This window comes from Nocardiopsis protaetiae, from assembly GCF_045446735.1.
In the GTDB taxonomy this organism is placed as follows: Bacteria; Actinomycetota; Actinomycetes; order Streptosporangiales; family Streptosporangiaceae; genus Nocardiopsis; species Nocardiopsis protaetiae.
On record NZ_JBJJBV010000439.1, the window covers coordinates 1 to 3,577 of the forward strand.

Below are 3,577 nucleotides of genomic sequence, written 5' to 3' on the forward strand. Positions count from 1 at the left end.
CTGTTCCGGAGTCTGGAGGATTTGGAGCAGGTGATCAACGCGCATCTGCGTCTGGTGCGCAAGCGCACCGATCTGCTGCGGGGGTTCATCGAGTCGGTCGGCTTGGAACCCTCACCGTTTCCGTCAACCGCATAATCAAAGATCAGTACGAGTGGAGGAACCGGCCCGCCTCGGCGACGGCCGAGCGCCGCGAATACCTCACACTGCTCATCCGGAAAGCGTTCGACGACTCGGAGGAGACCTACGGTTACCGGCGGATCCACGCCCAACTCCAGCGCTGGGGCGTCCAGGCCGGCCCCGAACTGGTGCGGCTGCTCATGCGCCGCATGGGCCTGGAGCCGTGCCAACCGCGCCCCAAGCGGGTGTGCCTGACCCAGGGCGACGAATCCGCCGGGATCCCGGATCTGGTCCGGCGTGACTTCACCGCCCCTCGCCCCGGGGTGAAACTCGTCGGCGACATCACCTATATCCCCACCTGGGAAGGGTGGCTGTATCTGGCGACGGTGATCGACTGCTGCACCAAGGAGGTCATCGGATACGCCATGGGCGACCACTATCGCACCCCGCTCGTCATTCAGGCGCTGAAGAACGCGCAGAGGAACGGGAAGCTGTCCAAGGGAGCGGTGTTCCACTCGGACCGGGGCAGCAACTACACGTCAAAGGAATTCGGTGACTTCCTGAAGAAGCAGGGTCTCCAACGATCGGTCGGCCGGACCGGTGTCTGCTACGACAACGCGATGGCCGAGTCGTTCTTCGGCGCGCTGAAGAACGAGCGGGCGAACAGGATGGTGTATCCCACTCGGGAAAGCGCCCGGCGTGATATCACTCGGTACATCGAGCACTGGTATAATCACAGGCGTCTTCACTCCGCGCTGGGGTACAACACGCCTGCGGAGATCTACGCGGCGCATCAGGATTTGCGACTGGTCGCGTGAAATAGGCGGTTGAAATCCTGTCCGGAAACAGCAGGGCCCCTCAGCCCCGACCCGTCCCCGGAAAACACCCCCACCACCCCGGACGTGAGCCCAACGCGTACGCCTTTTGGTCTGCCGGGCCTCGTACCGTGGGGACGGCTCCGCGCCCAGCCCGGGTCTGTACGTTCCCAAGGGGTGACCCGTGGAGACCAACGCGACCGAGACCGGCCCCCTACACCGCCCTCCGCAGATGGTTGCCGTTCTGGAAACCTGCTCTTGCTGCCTCACCCCCTGGGGCCGGGGTCCAGTCCCGCTCTACCGAAACCCCCTGGGGCCAGGGCCGGAGGCCTCCCGCGGCCGTCACCCCCTACGGCGGGGGAGGCACAACGCACTCCGGCTATGGCTAAGGCCCCGGGCAGGTGACCGGGCTGTGGCTAAGGCCCCCCGGCCAGGTGAGAAACCCCCAGGGGCCAGGGCCGGAGGCCTCCTACTGCCGTCACCCCCTGCGGCGGGGGAAGCGCAACGCCCTCCGGCCGTGGCCAAGGCCCCGGGAAAGGTGGGAAACCCCCTGCGGCGAAGATCCCAGTACCTGCAAAACCCTCACCCCCACAGGACCGGGAACGGAGGTGACTCCTCCGCCGACCCCCTGGAGCCGGAGGAACCGATCCCTCCTCCGGACTGTGCCCGGGCCCCGGGCAGGACACCTTCGCCCCCCACAGCGTTAGGGCATGGTGGGTGCACCTACGTGCGGCGGGGCCACCGCCCGAAAACGGCGGCGCCCGCCCCGGGGGAACAGGGCGGGCGCTTCTGCGGGGGTTTCCGGTGGTCTCGGGTGACCTCTACTTCCGGTCGAGGAGTCGGGCGCAGCGGATCAGACCCAGATGCGAGTACGCCTGCGGATGATTGCCCAACGCCCGCTCGCTCACCGGATCGAACTCCTCCGGCAACAACCCCGTCGGCCCCGCACAGTCCACCAGGTGCGCGAACAACTCCTCGGCCTCCACCCGACGCCCCGTGGCCAGATACGCCTCGATCAACCAGGTCGTGCACAGATGGAACCCGCCCTCCCCACCCGGCAACCCGTCATCGCGGTGGTAGCGGTACACCGTCGGGCCACTGCGCAACTCGGCCTCGATCGCGGTCACCGTCGCCTGAAACCGCGGATCGGCCGGATCGATCAACCCGGACAGGCCGATGTGCAGCGACGCGGCGTCCAGATCGGTGCCGTCATAGGCGGTGGTGAACGCCTGCACGTCCTCGTTCCACCCCTTGTCCACCACCTCGGCCGCGATCCGGGAACGCAACCCCTCCCAGGTGGGGTCGGGGATACGGCCGTAGGCGGCGGCCAGGGTGAGGGCACGGTCCAACGTGACCCAGCCCATCACCTTGGAGTAGACGCGGTGGCGGGGCTCGTCACGCTCCTCCCAGATGCCGTGGTCGGGCTCGTGCCAGCGGCGGGCCACGGCGTGGGCCATCTCCTGGACCAGGTCCCAGTCCCGGTCGGCCAGCGTCCCGCGTGCGGCGGCGAGGTGGGTGATGAGTTCGACGACGGGCCCGAACACGTCCAGCTGCACCTGGTGGTCGGCGAGGTTGCCCACCCGGACGGGGCGCGATCCGGCATAGCCCGACAGGGACTCGATGACCTCCTCAGGGCCCAGGTCGGTGCCGCGCAGCGAGTACAGGGGCTTGAGGAGTTCGGGGCCGGGCAGGGTGGCGACCACCCGGTGCACCCAGTCCAGGAACGCGTCGGCCTCGACGGTGGAGCCCAGGTCGACCAGGGCCTGCACGGTCAGGGCCCCATCGCGCAGCCAGCAGTACCGGTAGTCCCAGTTGCGGATACCGCCGATCTCCTCCGGCAGGGAGGTGGTGGCGGCGGCCATGACACCGCCGGTGGGGGTGCACAGCCCGCGCAGCGTCAAGGCGGAGCGGGCCACCAGCCGCCGCTCGGTCTCGGGCAGGTCGAGTGTCCCCACCCACGAGGCCCACGCCTGCTCCGTCCGGCGGCGGCGCTCCTCCGGGATGTCCGGGTGAGCTCGGAGCTCCTGGCTTCCGCAGCGCAGCTCCAGAACAACGGGCCTCTCACTGCTCGGCTGGACGATCGCGTGGGCCGCACCGTTGTCGTGGTCGATGCGCCAGGACACCCCCGGGGCGTGCAACGCGATGGGGAACTCCGCCCCTTCGACGATGAGCCCGTCGTCCTTGGCGGTGATCCGCACCGGCGCCCGGCCGAAGTCGGGGCGGGGCGCGAACTCCACCACCGCCGGGGTGGTCCCGGTGATCACCCGCACCAGGTCGGTGCGGCCCGGGCCGGTGCCGGCGGCCAGGTAGTCGATCACCTCCAACCGCGAGAAACGGGTGCGCACCGTCATCGTGTCCCGCTCATAGCGCTGACCCAGGGGCAGGCCCTTGTGGGCGGGGGCGATGGCGAACACCCCGGCGGAGCGGCCGCCCAGGAGTTCGGCGAACAGGGCCGGGGAGTCGGGTTCGGGGTGACACAGCCACAACAGGCGCGCGTCCGGACCCACCAAGGCCACCGAGGCCTGGTTGGACAGCAGCGACATGCGCTCGATCGGGGTGGGCCGCTCGCCGAACACCCACGAGCGCCGCTCGGCCGCCAAAAGCGCCAGCAGGTGGGCCGCGGCGGGGGTGTCGGCGACCCGGTG

At 69.4% G+C, this 3,577-nt stretch carries 2 protein-coding genes; one reads left to right on the forward strand and one right to left on the reverse strand.

Annotated elements, in window-relative coordinates; genetic code table 11:
• Positions 1-935: IS3 family transposase (locus tag ACJOT3_RS33490; protein WP_406977143.1), on the forward strand; the 935-nt coding region annotated here is incomplete at its 5' end.
• Positions 936-1,753: 818 nt separating this feature from the next.
• Here the strand turns inward: ACJOT3_RS33490 and ACJOT3_RS33495 are convergent.
• On the reverse strand, positions 1,754-3,577 hold a 1,824-nt coding region (locus ACJOT3_RS33495; protein WP_406977144.1), incomplete at its 5' end, for a glycoside hydrolase family 15 protein.